At 69.5% G+C, this 18,593-nt stretch carries 19 protein-coding genes; 4 read left to right on the forward strand and 15 right to left on the reverse strand.

The genetic code is table 11. From position 1 onward, the window contains the following. Positions 1-22 precede the first annotated feature (22 nt). Positions 23-394, reverse strand: a complete 372-nt coding sequence (locus OVA26_RS11970) for a hypothetical protein (protein ID WP_056230469.1) — start codon at positions 392-394, stop codon at positions 23-25. 72 nt (positions 395-466) lie between these two features. Between OVA26_RS11970 and OVA26_RS11975 the strand changes: the two genes are divergently transcribed. Next, positions 467-1,105 carry an O-methyltransferase gene (locus tag OVA26_RS11975; RefSeq protein WP_056230467.1) on the forward strand — a complete coding sequence of 213 codons (639 nt, stop codon included), beginning with the start codon at positions 467-469 and terminating at the stop codon, positions 1,103-1,105. A gap of 76 nt (positions 1,106-1,181) precedes the next feature. Here OVA26_RS11975 and OVA26_RS11980 read toward each other — a convergent pair whose 3' ends face one another. The 3 genes from OVA26_RS11980 to dapE all read right to left on the reverse strand — a co-directional run bounded on the left by OVA26_RS11980 (position 1,182) and on the right by dapE (position 3,742). Then, complete coding sequence (locus OVA26_RS11980) at positions 1,182-1,352, reverse strand: DUF3117 domain-containing protein (RefSeq protein WP_074615842.1); 171 nt, start codon at positions 1,350-1,352, stop codon at positions 1,182-1,184. 93 nt (positions 1,353-1,445) lie between these two features. After that, complete coding sequence (locus OVA26_RS11985) at positions 1,446-2,669, reverse strand: hypothetical protein (RefSeq protein WP_268104207.1); 1,224 nt, start codon at positions 2,667-2,669, stop codon at positions 1,446-1,448. Next, the gene (dapE, locus tag OVA26_RS11990; RefSeq protein WP_056230465.1) at positions 2,666-3,742 is read right to left on the reverse strand and encodes a succinyl-diaminopimelate desuccinylase; all 1,077 of its coding nucleotides are present in this window, start codon (positions 3,740-3,742) and stop codon (positions 2,666-2,668) included. Before dapE ends, OVA26_RS11985 begins: the two co-directional genes overlap by 4 nt. A gap of 42 nt (positions 3,743-3,784) precedes the next feature. Here dapE and dapD point away from each other — a divergent pair, with 42 nt between their 5' ends. Next, positions 3,785-4,705: a 2,3,4,5-tetrahydropyridine-2,6-dicarboxylate N-succinyltransferase gene (gene dapD, locus OVA26_RS11995; protein ID WP_056230463.1), complete on the forward strand. Its 921-nt coding sequence runs from the start codon at positions 3,785-3,787 to the stop codon at positions 4,703-4,705. Positions 4,706-4,825: 120 nt separating this feature from the next. On the opposite strand, the gene ddaH is transcribed toward dapD, so the two are convergent. The 7 genes from ddaH to OVA26_RS12030 form a co-directional block, all read right to left on the reverse strand. Continuing rightward, positions 4,826-5,587 (reverse strand): dimethylargininase, encoded by a 762-nt coding sequence (gene ddaH, locus OVA26_RS12000; protein WP_268104208.1) that lies wholly within the window; start codon positions 5,585-5,587, stop codon positions 4,826-4,828. A gap of 453 nt (positions 5,588-6,040) precedes the next feature. Next, complete coding sequence (locus OVA26_RS12005; protein ID WP_074696985.1) at positions 6,041-7,336, reverse strand: citrate synthase; 1,296 nt, start codon at positions 7,334-7,336, stop codon at positions 6,041-6,043. A 220-nt stretch (positions 7,337-7,556) separates the two neighbouring features. Then, entirely contained in the window at positions 7,557-8,660 is a 1,104-nt protein-coding gene (gene dapC / locus OVA26_RS12010) for a succinyldiaminopimelate transaminase (protein ID WP_268104209.1), read from the reverse strand. 3 nt (positions 8,661-8,663) lie between these two features. Further along, complete coding sequence (fdxA, locus tag OVA26_RS12015; RefSeq protein WP_055836218.1) at positions 8,664-8,984, reverse strand: ferredoxin; 321 nt, start codon at positions 8,982-8,984, stop codon at positions 8,664-8,666. Between the two features lie 52 nt (positions 8,985-9,036). Beyond that, on the reverse strand, positions 9,037-9,435 hold the full coding sequence (locus OVA26_RS12020) for a histidinol dehydrogenase (RefSeq protein WP_074696989.1): 399 nt from the start codon (positions 9,433-9,435) through the stop codon (positions 9,037-9,039). Between the two features lie 56 nt (positions 9,436-9,491). Further along, complete coding sequence (locus tag OVA26_RS12025) at positions 9,492-9,806, reverse strand: AzlD domain-containing protein (protein ID WP_056230455.1); 315 nt, start codon at positions 9,804-9,806, stop codon at positions 9,492-9,494. Then, complete coding sequence (locus tag OVA26_RS12030) at positions 9,803-10,519, reverse strand: AzlC family ABC transporter permease (RefSeq protein ID WP_056230454.1); 717 nt, start codon at positions 10,517-10,519, stop codon at positions 9,803-9,805. Before OVA26_RS12030 ends, OVA26_RS12025 begins: the two co-directional genes overlap by 4 nt. 66 nt (positions 10,520-10,585) lie before the next feature. On the opposite strand from OVA26_RS12030, the gene OVA26_RS12035 reads away from it, so the two are divergent. Together OVA26_RS12035 and OVA26_RS12040 are read left to right on the forward strand one after the other, a co-directional pair. Next, positions 10,586-11,137 carry a helix-turn-helix domain-containing protein gene (locus tag OVA26_RS12035; RefSeq protein ID WP_144785451.1) on the forward strand — a complete coding sequence of 184 codons (552 nt, stop codon included), beginning with the start codon at positions 10,586-10,588 and terminating at the stop codon, positions 11,135-11,137. 48 nt (positions 11,138-11,185) lie between these two features. Next, positions 11,186-11,545 (forward strand): DUF2200 domain-containing protein, encoded by a 360-nt coding sequence (locus OVA26_RS12040; protein WP_268104210.1) that lies wholly within the window; start codon positions 11,186-11,188, stop codon positions 11,543-11,545. Between the two features lie 184 nt (positions 11,546-11,729). On the opposite strand, the gene typA is transcribed toward OVA26_RS12040, so the two are convergent. The 4 genes from typA to OVA26_RS12060 all read right to left on the reverse strand — a co-directional run bounded on the left by typA (position 11,730) and on the right by OVA26_RS12060 (position 18,592). Further along, on the reverse strand, positions 11,730-13,643 hold the full coding sequence (gene typA / locus OVA26_RS12045) for a translational GTPase TypA (protein WP_056230447.1): 1,914 nt from the start codon (positions 13,641-13,643) through the stop codon (positions 11,730-11,732). 156 nt (positions 13,644-13,799) lie between these two features. After that, the gene (locus tag OVA26_RS12050; RefSeq protein ID WP_200914199.1) at positions 13,800-15,479 is read right to left on the reverse strand and encodes an ABC transporter family substrate-binding protein; all 1,680 of its coding nucleotides are present in this window, start codon (positions 15,477-15,479) and stop codon (positions 13,800-13,802) included. Positions 15,480-15,483: 4 nt separating this feature from the next. Continuing rightward, the gene (locus OVA26_RS12055; RefSeq protein ID WP_268104211.1) at positions 15,484-17,676 is read right to left on the reverse strand and encodes an ABC transporter ATP-binding protein; all 2,193 of its coding nucleotides are present in this window, start codon (positions 17,674-17,676) and stop codon (positions 15,484-15,486) included. After that, a complete protein-coding gene (locus tag OVA26_RS12060) occupies positions 17,669-18,592 on the reverse strand; it encodes an ABC transporter permease (RefSeq protein WP_056230443.1) in 924 nt (307 codons plus the stop codon). Before OVA26_RS12060 ends, OVA26_RS12055 begins: the two co-directional genes overlap by 8 nt. Between the last annotated feature and the right edge of the window lies 1 nt (position 18,593).

Raw genomic sequence — 18,593 nt, forward strand, 5'->3', positions numbered from 1 at the left:
GTTTCGGTGACGGGCTCCCGCGTCAGGTCGCCTCGTCGTCGAACGGCGGCAGCTCGCCCGCCACGAAGGGGGTGGATGCCGGCTTCTCGCGCGCCGCGAGAGCTGCGGCGCCCGCGGCCCGCATCGTCGCCGTCGGGGTGTCGTCGAGGAGCGCCTCGCGGATGATGCGCCGCGGGTCGTACTGGCGCGGGTCGAGCTTCTTCCAGTCGACGTCGTCGAACTCGGGGCCCATCTCGTCGCGCATGCGCGAACGGGCACCCTGCAGCGTCTCTTTCGCGCGCTTGGTGAACTTGGCCAACGCCTCCGCGTAGCGCGGCAGACGCTCGGGGCCGACGAGGACCGCTGCGATCACGCCGATCAGCATCAGCTTCTCGATCGTGAGGCCGAAGAACATGCCTCCAGATTACCGGCCTCGCCTGGGGGTCCAGCGACCATCCGCCGTCTAGCCTGATCTGAGGAGGTCCACGTGAGCGGTCATGAGGCGAACGAACGGTTCGTGCAGGAGTCGACGGTCGAGCCCGAGCACATCGCTCGCGCCCGGGCGCACGCGCTCGAGCTCGGCGCGGCGCCCATCAGCCCCGCGGTCGGAGCCCAGGCCGCGGTGATCTCGGCGGCATCCCGTGCTCTCAACATCGTCGAGGTGGGCACCGGCGGCGGTGTGTCGGGCCTCTGGCTGCTGCACGGTTCGCCCCGCGCGACGATCACCACGATCGACAGCGAACCCGAGCACCTCGGGGCCGCGCGCTCCGCGTTCTCGGACGCCCGCGTGCCCGCCGCGCGTGCCCGATTCATCACCGGGCGGGCATCCGATGTCCTGCCGCGCATGAACGAGGCGTCGTACGACATCGTCTTCATCGACGCCGACCCCGAAGGCGTCATCGAATACGTCGAGCACGGCCTGCGTCTGGTGCGCGCCGGCGGGACCGTCCTCATCCCCCGCGTCCTCGCGCACGGCGCGGTCGCCGACCCGGTGCGCCGCGACGCGGTGACCACGGCCTACCGCTCGCTGATTCAAGAGGTGCAGTCCTCCCCCGCCGTCATCGGCGCCCTGTCGACCACGGGCGAGGGCCTGCTGCAGCTCACGACCCGTCCACCCGAGGCCTGAACCTCTCCCCGCGAAGCACGCGGGAACGAAGAAGGCCGGCCCCCGCGGGAGCCGGCCTTCACTGCGTCGATGGTCGTCAGGCGGTGACGACACCACCGAGCACGTCGTAGAGTTCCTTCGCCTCGGCGTCGTTCACCGAGACGACGAGTCGCCCGCCACCCTCGAGCGGCACGCGCACGATGATCAACCGGCCCTCCTTCACGGCCTCCATCGGTCCGTCGCCGGTACGCGGCTTCATGGCTGCCATCGCGGCCCCCTTTTCGTCGTTGGTCTGCCTGAGAAGTTTACCGGTATCCCGCGTGGCGGGTCGTACAGGCGGGTCGGCGGGGGCGGATCTGGGTCAGGGAATCTGCCAATACGTGTTCGCGAGGGCGTACATGTTGTAGATCCACCACCACTGTCCGAGCAGCGCGAGAGCGAGCACGCCGAACCGCCACGCGCGTGATTTCGGCACCGCGAGGGCGCCCCACAGCGGCGAGATCGGCACGAGCAGCCGGAAGATGCTGGACTGCGGGAAGAACACCAGCAACAGGTAGACGAGGTAGCTCGCCGACCACAGTCGCACCTCGATGCCCAGTCGCTTCACCTGCGGCGAGAACAGCAGCAGCGCGCCGATGGCCGCCACCATCATCGCGAGGAACACGTAGCCCGTGACGGAGCCGAGCCCCCACCGGGTGAACCAGAACCCCGCGGCCTCGACGAACCCGTCGAAGGGGACGAAGCCCCGCCCCGAGTCCCCGAGCCAGTTGCGCCGCCACGCCAACTCGGTCGCCAGGTACGCGCCCGGGTCGCCCGTGACGATCCCCGCGATCACCTGCCACGCGAAGCCCACCACGACCGAAAGTCCGCCGAGGGCCACGAGATGCGCGATGTCGCGCGTCGTAAGCGGATCCTTCCGTCGGCGCACGAAGCGGTATACCCCGTAGAGACCGAGGAACAGAGCGAAGGCGAGGATCCCGGGGCGCGTGAACCCCATCGCCGGAACCAGCAGATAGAGCCAGCCCCATCGACGTCGCTGCACGCACCGGAGGGCGAGGAAGAGGAAGAACAGGAACAGCGCCTCGGCATACCCCACCTGGAACAAGGCGGCGAGCGGACCGCACGCGAAGAAGACCACGGCCCACATCGCGGCGGAGTCGCCGATCCGATCCCGCAGCATCGAATGCAGCACGAGGCACGCACCGAACCCCGCGGCCAACGAGATGGTGACGGCCCCGGCGCCCCACGAGCCGAGCAGGAATCCGAGTCCGGCCGAGAGGTACGAATACAGCGGCATGAACGCCCACGCGTTCTCGGCGACGTGACCGCCCGCGGCGAGGGGCAGATCAACGGGATATCCCGACACCGCGGCGAGCCAGTACCACTGCGCATCCCACCCGAGCGCGAGCTTCTCGAGCGAGGGGGCCACACCGTAACGCGACCCGGGCCCCGACAGCGCAGAGGCCAGCAGGAAGAATCCCGTCGTGACCACGCGCGCCGCACCGTAGACGATGGCGATGCGCGCCGGCACAGGCAGGCGCTCCCACCATCCGACCCGCGTGCGCGTCGTGGCCGCGGCGGTCACGACCCGCTCAACCAGGCACGAAGGCCGCGCTCGACGGCGTCGATCTGCGCGATCGGAACCCGCTCCTCGTCGTGATGAGCGAGGTGCGGGTCACCGGGACCGTAGTTGACGGCGGGGATGCCGAGCGCCGAGAACCGCGCCACGTCCGTCCAGCCGTACTTCGGTTTGGGGGTGGCACCCACGGCATCCACGAAGTCCTTCGCCAGGGCCGCGTCGAGGCCGGGACGAGCTCCTTCGGCCACGTCGACGATCTCGACGTCGAAGCCCGTGAACACGTCGGTGACGACGCGGGTGGCGGCGGCGGCGTCACGGCTCGGCGCGAAGCGGTAGTTGACCTCGACCGCGCACGCGTCGGGGATGACGTTGCCCGCGACCCCGCCCGAGATGCTGACAGCGTTCAAGCCCTCGCGGTAGACAAGACCCTCGACCTCGATCTCGCGGGCACGGTACTCGGCCAGGCGCGCGAGGATCGGCGCGGCCTTGTGGATCGCGTTCTCGCCGATCCACGATCGCGCGCTGTGCGCACGGACTCCCTCGGTGCGCACGATGGCGCGGAGCGTGCCGTTGCAGCCGCCCTCGACCTCGCCGTTGCTCGGTTCGCCGAGGATCGCGAAGTCACCCTCGAACAGGTCCGGGCGGTTGCGCGAGAGCCGACCGAGGCCGTTCAGCGCCGAGTCGACTTCTTCGTGGTCGTACCACATCCAGGTGATGTCGACCGGGGGCGCGGTGAGCTCGGCGGCGAGCTTGAGCTGCACCGCGACGCCCGCCTTCATGTCGACCGTCCCGCGGCCCCAGATGACGTCCTCGCCGTCGACCGTGCGGTCCTCGACGGGGAGGTTGCGGTTGATCGGCACGGTGTCGATGTGCCCGGCGATGACGACCCGGCGGTCGCGCCCCAGGGCGGTGCGGGCGACGATGGTGTCGCCGTCGCGGATGACCTCGAGGTGGGGGTACGCGGAGACGGCGGCCTCGATGGCATCCGCGAGAGGGGTCTCGTCTCCCGAGACGCTGTGGATGTCGCAGACGGCTCGCGTCAGGGCGGCCGAGGACTGGGTGAGGTCGAGCGCGGGCATGCCCCGATCTTCCCACAGCCGGTGCCCCAGTACCCTGGGACGGTGAGCAACGAACGACGCATCAGCGCTGCCGGCCTCTCGACGCGAACCACCGGGGGGACGGTGCTCGACGCCTGGTTCCCGAAGCCGGTCCTCGGTGCCCACGGAGACCTGGATGCCGAGCAGGCGGCGCTCGAATCCGCCGCCGGCCCCGACGAGCGACGTGGCGTCGTCGTCGAGACGGTGTCTCTCATGATCGACGCCGACGCGGCTCCCGCCTCGACCGTCGACGCCTACCTGCGCCTGCACGCGCTCTCGCACCTGCTCGTCCGGCCCAACGAGATCAACCTCGACGGCATCTTCGGGCACCTCCCCAACGTCGCGTGGACGAACGCGGGTCCCGTGCACCCCGACGACGCGGAGCGCCTGCTGCCGCAGTTGAAGCGTCACGGCATCCAGCTCCAGGGTCTCGACAAGTTCCCGCGCCTGACCGACTACGTCCTGCCCGCGGGCGTGCGCATCGCCGACGCCTCGCGCGTGCGCCTGGGCGCGCACCTCTCCCCCGGCACGACCGTCATGCACGAGGGCTTCGTCAACTTCAACGCCGGCACGCTCGGCTCCTCGATGATCGAGGGCCGCGTCTCTCAGGGCGTCGTCATCGGCGACGGCACCGACATCGGCGGCGGCGCCTCGATCATGGGCACGCTCTCGGGCGGCGGGACGCACCGCGTCTCGATCGGAGCACGCACCCTGCTCGGCGCGAACGCCGGCATCGGCATCTCGCTCGGAGACGACTGCGTCGTCGAGGCCGGTCTCTACGTCACCGCCGGCACGAAAGTGCGCGTCGGCGACGAGACGGTCAAGGCGGGCGAGCTGTCGGGTCGCGACGGCATCCTGTTCCGCCGCAACTCCCTCACCGGCGCCGTCGAGGCCTCGGCCCGCGCCGGCGTCGGCGTCACGCTGAACGAGGCACTGCACGCCTGAGCGGCAGGCGCCTGCGCCCTTTTCCCGATAAACGCTCCCTGCACGAGGAAACGCCCGCGGCGCGCGTTTCTCCGTGCAGGGAGCGTTTCTCGTCGCGTATCCGCCCCCGCGCCGGTCGCGTCAGTCGCGCACCCGCACCGACAGGCAGGTCACGCAGCCCTCGAGCTTCTCGAACTCGCTCACGTCGACGGTCACGACCTCGAGGCCGCGGAACCGGTGCTCCTCCGCCGTCGCCGGGGCGTCCGCCGACATCAGCACCGTGTCGTCGTCCAGGACGACCACGGCCGTGCCGTGCTCCTCGGGCACGCCCGCGAACACCGGGAACATCGACGGATCGTCGACCAGCGGCTCGAACCCCACCACCGTTCCGTCGGGTAGCGCCGTCACCCCCGACTTCAGGTGTAGCACCTTCGTGACAGGGATCTCGCGCACCTCCCACCCACGCGGCTCGAGCAGAGCCCGCAGCTGGGCGATGCCCTCGGCGTTCGTTCGCGACGACGCGCCCACGTAGACGGTCCGTCCGACCTTGAGCACGTCGCCCCCGTCGAGGGTTCCGGGTTCCACGATCTCGGCAAGATCGATTCCGGATGCCGTGACCCCCGCGCGCACGCTCTCCGCCTCGCCGCGGCGCGAGACGGCGCCGGCCCGGCAGAGCACGGCGAGGTCACCGAAGACGACGACCGCATCCTCGACGAACACCCCGTCGGGCTGGTCATCGGCCGGGTCGATCTCGACGATCTCCCACCCACGGGTGCGGAAGGCATTGACGTACGCCTGCCACTGCGTCAGCGCCAGCTCGGCATCGACCGGCACGCGGTCGAGGTGGGTGAGCTCGCCCTCGGCGAGGCGGGGCGACGGACGGCGGACGAGCAGGCGCGGCATGCCCCGACCCTACTGGTTGCGTCATCGGCGTCGGCGGAACCGCCTGGCATCCGGTCTCTCCGGCGCACCCCATGTCCCCCTGTGCGCAGACCATGTCCCCATCTGCGCAGACCATGTCCCACAAACGGCTCCCTGGCGGCACCCCAGACAGCACAAAGCGGGACATGGGTGCAGGGCGAACCGCCCTCGCGGCCCATGTCCCCATCTGCGCAGACCATGTCCCACAAACGGCTCCCTGGCGGCGCCCCAGGCAGCACAAAGTGGGACATGGCTGCAGGGCGAACCGCCCTCGACAAGAATGTCCCCATATATGCAGACCATGTCCCACAATCGGCTCCCTGGCGGCGCCCCAGACAGCACGAAGTGGGACATGGGGAGAACCAGCGACACACCCCGCCGCACACAGCGAAACGCCCCGCCCCTCGCAAGAGAGACGGGGCGCTCCAGGCCGGGTCAGATGCCGGGGTAGTTGCGCTCGGCGGCACCCGTGTACAGCTGCTGCGGGCGGCCGATCTTCGTCTGGGGGTCGCTGATCGCCTCGCGCCACTGGGCGAGCCAGCCGGGCAGACGGCCGATCGCGAACAGCACCGTGAACATGCGCGTGGGGAAGCCCATCGCCTTGTAGATCACGCCGGTGTAGAAGTCGACGTTCGGGTAGAGGCGACGCTCCTTGAAGTAGTCGTCCTCGAGGGCGATCTGCTCGAGCTCTTTGGCGAGGTCGAGCAGCGGGTCGCTGACGCCGAGTGCGGTGAGCACCTCGTCGGCCGACTCTTTGACGAGCTTCGCGCGCGGGTCGTAGTTCTTGTAGACGCGGTGACCGAAGCCCATGAGCTTGACGCCCTGCTCCTTGTTCTTCACCCGCTCGACGAAGCGCTCGACGCTCTCGCCCGAGTCGCGGATGCGCGCGAGCATCTGCAGGACGGCTTCGTTCGCGCCACCGTGCAGAGGGCCGGACAGCGCCTGAATGCCGGCCGAGATCGACGCGAACTGGTTCGCTCCGGTCGAACCGACCAGGCGCACGGTCGAGGTCGAGGCGTTCTGCTCGTGGTCCTCGTGCAGCATCAGCAGCAGGTCGAGGGCCTTCGTCATGACCGGGTTGGCCTCGAAGGGCTCGCTGTGCACACCGAAGTTGAGCTTGAGGAAGTTGTCGACGAAGCCCAGGGAGTTGTCGGGGTACAGGAACGCCTGTCCGATGCTCTTCTTGTGCGCGTAGGCCGCGATCACGGGGAGCTTCGCGAGCATGCGGACCGTGTTGAGCTCGACGTGCTCGGGGTTGTGCGGGTCGGACTCGGCCTCGTAGTAGGTCGAGAGGGCCGCGGTCGCCGCTGAGAGCACCGACATGGGGTGCGCGGTCGGCGGCAGCGCCGAGAAGAGGCTCTTGAGGTCTTCGTGCAGCAGCGTGTGACGGCGGATCCGCTCGTCGAACGACGCGAGCTCGGATGCCGAGGGCAGCTCGCCGTAGATGAGCAGCCACGCGACCTCGAGGTAGGTGCTGTTCTTCGCCAGCTGCTCGATGGGGTACCCGCGATAGCGGAGGATGCCCTGATCGCCGTCGATGTAGGTGATGTCGGACTTCGTCGACGCCGTGTTGACGAAACCGTAATCGAGCGTGGTGTGACCGGTCTGCTTCGTCAGCGACGCGATGTCGATGCTCGGAACGCCGTCGGTGCCTCGCAGGACCGGGAATTCGGCGGTGGTGCCCCCTACCGTGAGAGTGGCCTTGTCCTGCTGCGTGCCCGCGTCGCTCACCGCGCCTCCTTGCGATTTCTGGTCGCCCGTGTGGTCGAACGCGGGGGGTTGCGGCACCCCGCGATCTTCTCGCCCTCTGGATGCCACGGGAATGGCATCCGGGTCGGCGGGGCGCACGGAGGATGACCCCGAACGACCTGCCATTACAGCCTAGTAGGCACTCCGGCGTACAGATGACACCGCTAAAGGTTGCCCCCATCGGATGGAGGGAACCTCCTGGTCAGGCGCGCAGACGCTCCGCGGCGGCGGCGATGCGCTCGTCGGTCGCGGTGAGCGAGAAGCGCACGTGGTTCGGAAAGTGGGTGCCGTAGAAGTGCCCCGGTCCCACCAGGATGCCGAGATCGGCGAGGCGGTCGACGCTCTCCCACGCGTCGCGTCCCTCGGTCGCCCAGAGGTACAGGCCGCCCTCGCTGCGGTCGATGGTGAAGCCGGCGGCCTCGACCGCGGGCTTGAGGACCGCGCGGCGGCGGGCGTAGCGCTCGCGCTGCGCGGCGACGTGCTCGTCGTCTCCGAGGGCGACGGTCATCGCGCGCTGCACCGGCGCGGGCGGCATGAGGCCCAGATGCTTGCGACCGGTGAGCAACCGCGACACGAGGGCGGGGTCACCGGCGAGGAACGCCGCGCGGTACCCGGCGAGGTTCGACTGCTTGCTCAGCGAGTACACCGACAGCACGCCGGAGAGGTCGTCTCCGACGACGCCCGGGTCGAGCACGCTCGGTACGGGCTGCTCATCCCACGGGGCGTCCCAGCCCAGTTCGGCGTAGCACTCGTCCGACGCGAGGACGGCACCGACTTCACGCGCCCGGGTCACGGCATCCCGAAGCTCGTCCGTCGAGAGGACGCGCCCGTCGGGATTGCCGGGTGAGTTGATCCAGATCACGCGCGCGTTCGCGGGCCACGAGGACGGATCGTCGGATGCCACGGCCTCGGCGCCCACGAGACGCGCTCCGACCTCGTAGGTCGGGTAGGCGGCGCGCGGGTGAACCACGGCATCGCCCGGGCCGAGCCCCAACAGCAACGGCAGCAGGGCGACCAGCTCTTTGGAGCCGACGGTCGGCAGAACGTTCGCCGCGGCCAGGCCGGGGACGCCGCGCCGGCGGTGGTACCACTCGGCGATCGCCTCGCGCAGTGCCGGGGTCCCCGCCGTCTGCGGGTAGGCGTGCGCGTCGGTTGCGTCAGCCAGAGCTTCGGCGACGACGGCGGGCGTCGGGTCGACGGGCGAGCCGATCGACAGGTCGACGATGCCGTCGGGGTGGCGTCGGGCGCGCTCCGCGTACGGGGCGACCGCGTCCCACGGGTAGTCGGCGAGGTCGGCGACGCCCACGGGTCAGTGCGCCTGCGGGGGCAGTGCGGTGATGACGGGGTGGTCCTTGGCGATCACGCCGACCTTGGCCGCACCACCGGGCGAGCCGATGTCGTCGAAGAACTCGACGTTGGCCTTGTAGTAGTCGGACCACTCCTCGGGGAGGTCGTCCTCGTAGTAGATGGCCTCGACGGGGCAGACCGGCTCGCACGCACCGCAGTCGACGCACTCGTCGGGGTGGATGTAGAGCGATCGTTCACCCTCGTAGATGCAGTCGACAGGGCACTCATCGATGCAGGCGCGGTCTTTCACATCGACGCACGGGAGGGCGATCACGTAAGTCACCGCATCAGTCTAATCGCGCCGGAGCGACCGACTCCGCCGCCGGGCCGCGGGCTTAGGATTCGGCCGGGCGCGCCGGCGCCTGCATCTTGCTGAAGTCGGGCCACAGCGCGACCAGCACCATGAGCGCGGGTCCGACGACCGTCCACACGAGCGGGATCCACTCGGTCCCCGCGGTGGGCGCAGCGACGATCGCGGAACCGCCCGGCCCCACCTGAGAGAACAAGTACGTGGCGGCGGTGATCCCCAACCCTCCGGCGAGGGCGTTGACGCGATCGCCCGTGAGCGTGCGCAGGGCGATGAGCAGGGCCGCACTGCCGATCGTCGCGAGGATCAAACCCACCGGCACGGGGCCGACGAGGAAGGCCTGGCCGACGGTGCCGGCTGCTCCGTAGAAGGCCCCCACGAGCAGGGCCACCACCCAGCCGACGACGCGGAGAATCGTGGAAGTCACCGGTCGAGTCTAGGCGCGACAGCTATGCGACGGCCGTGGCCGATAGCACTCACCCCTCACGCCGCCCACCCCCAGAGCCGCAGCAGCGCCGCGGTGAGGGCCGCCGCGGCGACCACGACGAGGAACGGGGCGCGCGCCCAGAGGAGGAGGGCCGCGACCCCGACCGCCGGGAGTCGCGCGTCCACGACCACCGCCGACCCCGCGCCGAGCGTCTGCACCATCACGAGCGCCGAGAGCAGGGCGACGGTGAGAAGGTCCGCGATCCGCGCGGGGCGCGGCTTGTCGAGCCAGTGAGCGGGAAGCAGGTAGCCCGTCGCCTTGAGGGCGACGCAGATGACGGATGCCGTGAGCACCGCGGTCCACAGGGTCACGGCATCCGCTCCTCGGTTGCCGCCGGCTTCGCGGGCCGGGGATCGAACAGTCCCACCGCGATCGCGACTCCCGCCGCCGCGATCACCGGGATCCCCGGCATGAGCCACGGTGTGAGCAGCGCCGCGACGATCGCCGCTCCCGCGGCCACCGCCAGGGGCTGACGTCCGCGAAGACGCGGCCACAGCAGAGCGAGGAACGCGGCGGCCGCCGCCGCATCGAGACCGTAGGCACGGGGGTCGCCGAGGACGTCGCCGAGGAGCGCCCCCAGGAGAGTCGAGAGGTTCCAGCCGACCCAGATCGCCACACCCGTGACCCAGAAGCCCACCTGACGAGCGCGCGGCTCGGTCTGCGCCAGGCCCACCGCCACCGATTCGTCGATCGTGAAGTGCGTGGCCGACGCCTTGCGCCAGGGTCCGCCCGCCACGACGGGCGCCATGCGCATCGCGTACGCGGCGTTGCGGACGCCGAGCAGGGCCGACGACGCGATCGCCGCGGGTGCGGCGGCCACTCCCCCCGCGGCGATGACCCCGACGAACGCGAACTGCGATCCGCCGGTGAACATCAGCAGGCTCAGCACGCAGGTCTGCCAGATGTCCAGACCGGATGCCACGGACAGGGCCCCGAAAGAGATGCCGTAGGCACTCGTGGCGAGGGCGACGGCGAGGCCCTGTCGAGCGGCGACACCCTCGGATGTTCGGTGAAGCGAACGCATGGACATCATCGTGAACGCTCAAGACGTCGTTCGTCAAGTCGAACGATCGACGGTCATAATGAACAGATGAGCGATCTGAGCGCCCGAATCGCCGCGAGCCTGCGCCGCGAGCGAGAGAGACGTGACCTCAGCGTCTCGGAACTCGCCCGGCGGGCCGGAGTCGCCAAGGCCACCGTCTCGCAGCTCGAGAACGGGGGCGGCAATCCCAGCGTCGAGACCCTGTGGGCGCTGGCCTCGGCGCTCGAGATCACGTTCGCCGACTTCGTCGACGAGGGCGCGCACTCCCCCACCCTCATCCGGGCCGGCGAAGCCGGTACGGCCGTGGCCTCATCGGCATCCGACTACATCGCCGTCCTGCTCTCGGCGAGCCCCCCGCACGCTCGCCGCGACATCTACCTGCTCTCGGCCGAACCGGGTTCCCCCCGCCGATCCGACCCGCATCCCCGGGGAACGATCGAGCACCTCGTGATGGTCTCGGGTCGCGGTCTCGTCGGCCCGGCCGACGCCCCCTTCGAGCTCGCACCCGGCGACTACCTCTCGTACGCCGGTGACGCGCCCCACGTCTTCGAAGCGCTCACGGCGGGTATGAGCGCCGTCTGCGTCGTCGAGTCCCGCTGACCCGACGACCGCGTCGACAGGGGCCGGACGCGGGGATATCGTGCTGGCATGTCCCGCGTCTTCGACATGACCTTCTCGTCGGTGTATCCGCTGTACGTCGCGAAGGTCGAACGCAAAGGGCGCACCACGGACGAGCTCGACACGGTGATCCGCTGGCTGACCGGGTTCGACGAGGCGGCCCTCGCCCGCCACGCGCAGGGGTCGACCACGTTCCGCGAGTTCTTCGGCGAGGCGCGGCTCACCCCGCAGGCCGCCGAGATCACCGGAGTGGTCTGCGGCGTGCGGGTCGAGCAGATCGAAGACCCGCTGATGTACCGCATCCGACTGCTCGACAAGGTCGTCGACGAACTGGCGAAAGGCAAAGCGCTCGCGAAGGTGATGCGCGCGGGGGCGTCCGGAGACAGCTGAACTCCCGCCGGTCCCCGCACACCCGCGGACGAATCCCCCGACGCGCCGCCTACCCCGCCGCGTCGCCGAAAACCCCCGCCGTCACGCACGCCACGGCATCCGGATGCCACCCACCCGCAGACCCCGCAAAGCGAACGGCCCCGCCGAGCACGAGGCTGGGCGGGGCCGTTCGAGACGGGAACGCTTACGCGTTGGCGTCCTGGCGCTTCAAGCGCGAAGCGGAGCGACCCCGCGCGGTCGCGTCGAGCTCGACCTTGCGGATGCGCACCTTCTCGGGCGTGACCTCGACGCATTCGTCGTCGCGGGCGAACTCCAGCGACTCCTCGAGCGTGAGGATGCGCGGGGGCGTCATCGACTCGAAGGAGTCGGAGGTCGACGAACGCATGTTCGTGAGCTTCTTCTCCTTGGTGATGTTGACATCCATGTCGTCGGCGCGCGAGTTCTCGCCGATGACCATGCCCTCGTAGACCTCTTCGGTGGGCTGCACGAAGAAGCTCATGCGCTCCTGCAGGGCGATCATCGCGAACGGGGTGACGACACCCATGCGGTCGGCGACGATCGAGCCGTTCTGGCGGGTCGTGATCGAGCCCGCCCAGTCGTCGTAGCCGTGCGAGATCGCGTTGGCGATACCGGTGCCGCGGGTGATCGTGAGGAACTCGCTGCGGAAGCCGATCAGGCCGCGCGAGGGCACGACGAACTCCATGCGTACCCAGCCGGTGCCGTGGTTCGTCATGTTGTCCATGCGCCCCTTGCGGGCGGCCATGAGCTGCGTGATCGCACCGAGGTGCTCTTCGGGAGCGTCGATGGTCAGGTGCTCGAAGGGCTCCTTGAGCTTGCCGTCTTCACCGCGCTTGGTGACCACCTGGGGCTTGCCGACCGTGAGCTCGAAGCCCTCGCGACGCATGTTCTCGACGAGGATCGCCAGGGCGAGCTCGCCGCGACCCTGGACCTCCCACGCGTCGGGGCGTCCGATGTCGACGACCTTGAGCGAGACGTTACCGATGAGCTCGCGGTCGAGGCGGTCCTTGACCATGCGGGCGGTCAGCTTGTGGCCCTTGACCTTGCCCATGAGGGGCGAGGTGTTGGTGCCGATGGTCATCGAGATGGCCGGGTCGTCGACGGTGATCGCCTTCAGCGGGCGCACGTCCTCGGGGTCGGCGATGGTCTCGCCGATGGTGATGTCGGGGAAACCGGCGATGGCGACGATGTCACCGGGGCCGGCGTCTTCGGCCGGGTAGCGCTCGAGGGCGCGGGTCTTCAGCAGCTCGGTGACGCGGGCATTGCTGGTGGTGCCGTCGGCACGCACCCAGGCCACGGTCTGGCCCTTCTTGAGCGTGCCGTTGAACACGCGCAGCAGAGCGAGGCGACCGAGGAACGGCGAGGAGTCGAGGTTGGTGACCCAGGCCTGCAGGGGCGCCTCGTCGTCGTAGGCGGGAGCCGGAACGTGCTCGAGGATCGCGCCGAAGAGCGGCTCGAGGTCTTCGTTGTCGGGCAGCGAGCCGTTGTCGGGGCGGTTGAGCGACGCGGCACCCGCGCGGCCCGAGGCGTAGACGACCGGCACGTCGAGCAGGGCGTCGACGTCGAGGTCGGGCACGTCGTCGACCAGGTCGGACGCGAGGCCCAGCAGCAGGTCGTGCGCCTCTTCTTCGACCTCGGCGATGCGCGCATCGGGGCGGTCGGTCTTGTTGACCAGCAGGATGACGGGGAGCTTGGCCTCGAGGGCCTTGCGCAGCACGAAGCGGGTCTGGGGCAGCGGGCCCTCGGACGCGTCGACGAGCAGCACCACGCCGTCGACCATCGACAGGCCGCGCTCGACCTCGCCACCGAAGTCGGCGTGGCCGGGGGTGTCGATCACGTTGATCGTCACCGGAACGTCGCTGTGCACGCCGTTGTAAGTGATCGCCGTGTTCTTGGCGAGGATCGTGATGCCCTTCTCGCGCTCGAGGTCGTTCGAGTCCATCGCGCGCTCTTCGACGTGCGCGTGGTCGCCGAACGAGCCGGTCTGGCGGAGCATGGCGTCGACGAGGGTCGTCTTGCCGTGGTCGACGTGCGCGACGATCGCGACGTTACGGAGGTCAGGACGAAGGGCGTGCGCCATGGAGGGTCTCCAGGAAAATTCGGGGTGATGCCCGGAATCGGGCGTCCCTAGTCTACCGGGCGCCTGCGACACTCCCGGGCAGGAGACGCACAGGTAACGGGAACGCACGGAAAAGGGGCGGAATCCCGCAGGATCCCGCCCCTTTCGGTCAGCGGATCAGGAGTTCGCGAAGCCCACGATCGTCCAGTCGATGGTCTCGAACTGGGTGGCTCCCCAGTTCACGAGGCCCTGCTTGACGGCGTAGACGTTCGGCAGCGGCGCGATCGGGATGATCGGCACGGACTCCCAGAGCACCTTGTTGATCTCCTGCGCGGTCTGCTGACGCGCGGCGGGGTCGAGCTCGGAGTTGGCCTTCTCCCACAGGGCGTCCAGGCGCGGGTCGGCGATGCCGGTGTAGTTCTGCGCCGAGTCGACCGGCGTGAACAGCGAACGGCTCGACGAGATCGGGTAGGCGGTGCCCTGCCATGAGAACGTCACCATCTCGAAGTCACCCTTGATGATGTAGTCCGAGAAATAGCTGCCGACGGGAACCGAGACGAGCTCGACCGGGATGCCGACCTCGGCGAGGTCCGCCTGGATCTGCTCGGCGCGCTGGATGTTCGTCGTCGTGTCGGCCGGGACCGTCACCTTGAACGACAGCGCGGTGCCGTCCTTCGTCCACGAGTCGCCGTCCTTGGTGTAGCCGGCGGCCTCGAGGTACTTGGTGCCCGCGTCGACGTCGTACGGAAGCGAGTCGTCGGTGTAGCCGTCCTGGCCGGGCATGAAGATGTAGCTGCCCTGCGTGATGGCGGGGACGCCGACCGGCGAGTTCGCGTTGGTGGCGATCTGGCTGCGGTTGACGATGGATGCGATCGCCTTGCGGACGTTGACGTCGGCGAGGGGTCCGCTCGAGGCGCGCATCGTGATGTGCGTCCAGGTCAGACCGTTCGACGCCTGGATCTCGGCACCCGGGACGTTCTGGGCCGTCTGGTAGAGGTCGGCGTTGGAGCTGATGTTCAGCGCGTCGATCTCACCGTTGCTGAACGAGGTGCCCTGCTGGGCCTGGCTCACGGCGCGGAAGACGACCGAGTCGAGCTTGGGCTTGGCGCCCCACCAGTTGGGGTTCGGCTCGAGCGTCGCCACACCGGCCGTCGAGTCGAAGCTCGCGAGCTTGAAGGGTCCCGATGACGGAAGCGCCTTCGTGAGGTAGCCGGTGTTGAAGGTGTTCGGGTCGTTGGCGACGCTCGCGGGCAGGACCTGGCCGAAGAGGCTCTGCCAGTCGGCGAAGACCGACGAGAAGGTGATGACGACGTCGAACTGGTCGGTGCCCTGCTCGACGGACGAGATCTGGTCCCACCCGGTGGTCGAGATGACCACGTACGCGGGGTTGCTGCCGTTGTTGGCCTTCCAGGTCGCCTGGTAGTCGGCCACCGTGATGGGCGTGCCGTCTTCCCACTTGGCATCCGGGTTGAGCTTGATCTCGACCTTCTGGGGGTCGCTGCTGGTCAGCTCGACGGAGGAGGCGTAGTTCTGGTCGACGATCGGCTTGCCGTCCTCGCCGATGCGGATGGGCCCACCCTGCATCGCGGCGACGATGTTGTTCGTGTTGGCCTCGTTGCCGTCGATCTGGAAGTTGTTCCAGTTCACGGGCATGGAGTCGACCGCGAGAGTCAGCGTGCCGCCGTCCTTGACGTCTGCGGCATCGGCGCGCACCCACGCGGTCGACGGCAGCGAGTTCTGATCCTCGGGGTTCGCCGACGGAGCGGCGGTGTTGCCCGGCGCGCACCCGGCGATCGCCAGGGCGGCGGCGCTCAGCAGCGCGAGAGCGCTGAGGGCCTTCGCTTTACGCATTCTCATGTGATCAATCCTCTCGTTGGTGATCGGGGAGGGCCCCCGGCGACATGGTGCCGTCGGTCGGGGACGTTCGGGGGGAGCCGGCCGACACCGTCTCGAGGACGAGGTCGGACCGTTCGGCGTAGTGGCACGCCACCTGGGAGTGCGCCTGGGAGCGCAAGCCCGGGTCGTCGTTGTCGCACCGGCGCCGGTCGGCGTCGGGCAGCAGGCGGTAGAGCGGGCACCGCGTGCGGAAACGGCATCCCGAGATCTCCTGCGTCGGGCTCGGGAGGTCGCCGTCGAGCAGGATGCGCGTTCGCGCCCGCTCGATGCGCGGGTCGGGAATGGGCGCGGCCGAGATGAGGGCCTTCGTGTAGGGATGCCGCGGGTCGTCGAACACCTCGTCGACGGGACCCTGCTCGACGATGCGGCCGAGGTACATGACCGACACGTCGTCGGCGATCTGGCGGACCACGGCGAGGTCGTGCGCCACGAAGAGGAACGAGAGGCCGAGTCGTTCCTTGAGGTCTTCGAGCAGGTTGATGACTCCGGCCTGGATCGACACGTCGAGGGCCGACACCGGCTCGTCGAGGACGACGACGGCGGGGTCGGTCGCCAGGGCGCGGGCGATGCCGATGCGCTGACGCTGACCGCCCGAGAACTCGTGCGGGTACCGGTCCGACATGTTCGGGTCCAGCCCGACGAGATCGAGCAGCTCGCGCATCTTGCGGTCGCGCTCCGCACGCGGCACGCCCTGGACCAGCAGGGGCTCGGTGATCACCTCGCCCACCGGCAGGCGCGGGTCGATCGCGCCCATCGGGTCCTGGAACACGATCTGGATGCCCTTGCGCAGCACGGCCTTGTCCTTACGGCTCACCGTGGCCACGTCGGTGCCGTTGATGCGGATGCTGCCGCTCTGCGGGGCGACCATCTCCATGATCTCGAGGATCGTCGTCGTCTTGCCGCAGCCGGACTCCCCCACCAGTCCCATCGTGCGACCGGGCTGGATCGAGAACGAGATCCCGTCGACCGCGCGCACCGTGCCGACGCGGCGCGGGAAGACCGCGCCCTTCATCAGCGGGAAGTGCTTCACGAGGTCGGTGACCTCGACCGCGGGGGTCGCGTCGGGGCGGAGCGGCGGGATCTCGCCGAGAGCCTCGGGCCGCGGGAAGATATCGGGCCGCGCGAGGGCACCGGAGGCGATCTCGCCCGAGCGGATGCACGCCGCGACGTGGTCGGGCACCGCTCCGTGCACCTCGAGCACGGGCTCGATGTCGTGACACGCGTCGATCGCGATCGGGCAGCGCGCGGCGAAGGGGCATCCCTTGGGCAGCGAGGCGAGGGACGGCGGGCGCCCCTCGAGCGGGACCAGTCGGTGCGAGCCCGCGGTCTGCATGTTCGGCACCGAGCGCAGCAGCCCCACGGTGTACGGCATGTGCGGGTCGTGGAAGATCTCGTCGACCGTGCCCCGCTCGACGAGCTTGCCCGCGTACATGACCGCGACGCGGTCGGCGTGGCCGGCGACGACGCCGAGGTCGTGCGTGATGAGCACGACGGCGGCGCCCGTCACCTCGCGGGCCTTCTGCAGCACCTCGAGGATCTGCGCCTGGATGGTGACGTCGAGGGCGGTCGTCGGCTCGTCGGCGATGATCACGCGCGGGTCGTTGGCGATCGCCATGGCGATCATCGCGCGCTGTCGCATACCGCCCGAGAACTCGTGAGGATACGCGCGCGCCCGACGCTCGGCATCCGGGATGCCGACGAGCTTGAGCAGCTCGACGCTGCGGGCGTGCGCAGCCTGTGCGCTCAGGGCGCGGTCGTGCAGACGCAGTCCCTCGGAGATCTGGTCGCCGACGGTGTAGACCGGGGTCAGCGCCGACAGGGGGTCCTGGAAGACCATCGCGAGCTCGGCGCCGCGGATCTTCGACAGCTGCCCGTCGTTCATGCCGAGCAGCGAACGACCGTCGTAGAGGATGTCGCCCTCGACCTGCGCGTTCGAGGGCAGCAGCCCCATCACGGCGAGCGACGACACGCTCTTGCCGGAGCCGGACTCGCCCACGATGCCGAGGAACTCCCCATCGTGCACGTCGTACGAGATGCCGCGGACGGCGCGGACGGGAGAACCGTCGCGCTGCGGAAAGGTGACGCTGAGGTCGCGGACCGACAGCAGCGGCGAGCGGCCGGTCGAGGACAGCAGGGTGGCGGATCGGGTGTCAGTCACGGTTCGCTCCCGAGGTGGGGTCGATGGCGTCGCGCAGGGCGTCGCCGATGAGGCTGATGGCCAGGAGCAGCACGATCAGCACGCCGGCGGGGTACACGAACAGCCACGGGCGGGTCACCGCGGCCGACGTCCCCGACGCCAGCAGCGTGCCGAGCGAGACGTCGGGCGCCTGGACGCCGAAACCGAAGTAGCTGAGCGAGGTCTCGGCCATAATGGCCGCGACGATGCCGAGGGTCGCGTCGATGATGAGCAGCGACGCGATGTTGGGGATGATGTGGCGGCCGAGGATCTGCCGGGTCGGCATGCCCATGTACCGCGCCGCGCGCACGAAGTCGCGGTTGCGCAGGGACCGGGTCTGGTTGCGGACGACCTGAGCGAGGATCATCCAGCTGAACACCGCGAGGAAGAACGTGAGGGCGAGCCACGACAGTCCGCGGGTCAGCGGACTCAGCAGCACCAGGATGAAGAACGACGGGATGACGAGCAGAAGGTGGATGAGCCACCCGATGACCGCGTCGATCTTGCCGCCCAGGTAGCCGGCGAGGGATCCGACGGCCGCCGCGATAAGGGTGGCGCCGATGCCCGCCAGAGCGCCGATGATGAGCGACTTCTGCAGACCCACGAGCGTCTGCGCGTAGATGTCCTGCCCGATGCCGTTCGTCCCGAACCAGTGCAACTGGGTCGGCCCCAGGCCCACGTTCAGGAAGTCGCGCTGGGTCGAGTCGTAGGGGTAAAGCAGCGGCCCGATGAAGGCCCACAGCACGATGAAGACGAGGATGCTCGCGCCCACCCAGAAGCGAGGCATCTTGCGCAGCCGCGAGCGCACCAGCGCTCCGCGCGACAGCGGTTTGCGGTCGCGGGTGACAGGGCTCGTGGCGACGAGCGTTCCGTCGAGGGCTTCTTCCTGCATGGTCATG

This window comes from Microbacterium sp. SL62 (genome assembly GCF_026672635.1).
Classification (GTDB): Bacteria; Actinomycetota; Actinomycetes; order Actinomycetales; family Microbacteriaceae; genus Microbacterium; species Microbacterium testaceum_A.